At 68.3% G+C, this 306-nt stretch carries 1 pseudogene; it reads right to left on the bottom strand.

From position 1 onward, the window contains the following. Positions 1 to 306 (bottom strand): annotated as a pseudogene (locus ASE13_RS20090) (hypothetical protein); the annotation flags it as partial.

Below are 306 nucleotides of genomic sequence, written 5' to 3'. Positions count from 1 at the left end.
ACCGAGACGCTGCCCGCGCCGTTGTTCTGGATCGTCACGGCATTGCCGGTGCCGCCCGCGACACCACCCGCGCTGACATCGATATTGCCCGCCCCGCCGGTGCCGCCGGTCACCAGGAGGCCTGTAGTCGCACCGGTCACGGTACCCGCTACGGCGACGCTCACCGCGTCGTTGCCAGTCGCAATAACGCCTTCGCCGCCCGTGCCGGTCACATTGCCGGTCGCGCTGACGTCGATCAGGCCGGTTCCCGAATTGGTCGCCTCGATCCCGACAGATCCCGAGACATTGCCGGCGCCGACGAAGATC

It is taken from the genome of Sphingomonas sp. Root241, assembly GCF_001428865.1.
Lineage (GTDB): Bacteria > Pseudomonadota > Alphaproteobacteria > Sphingomonadales > Sphingomonadaceae > Sphingomonas.
Note: the sequence above shows the minus strand (reverse complement) of the source record. Positions and strands in the feature narration are given on the sequence as shown.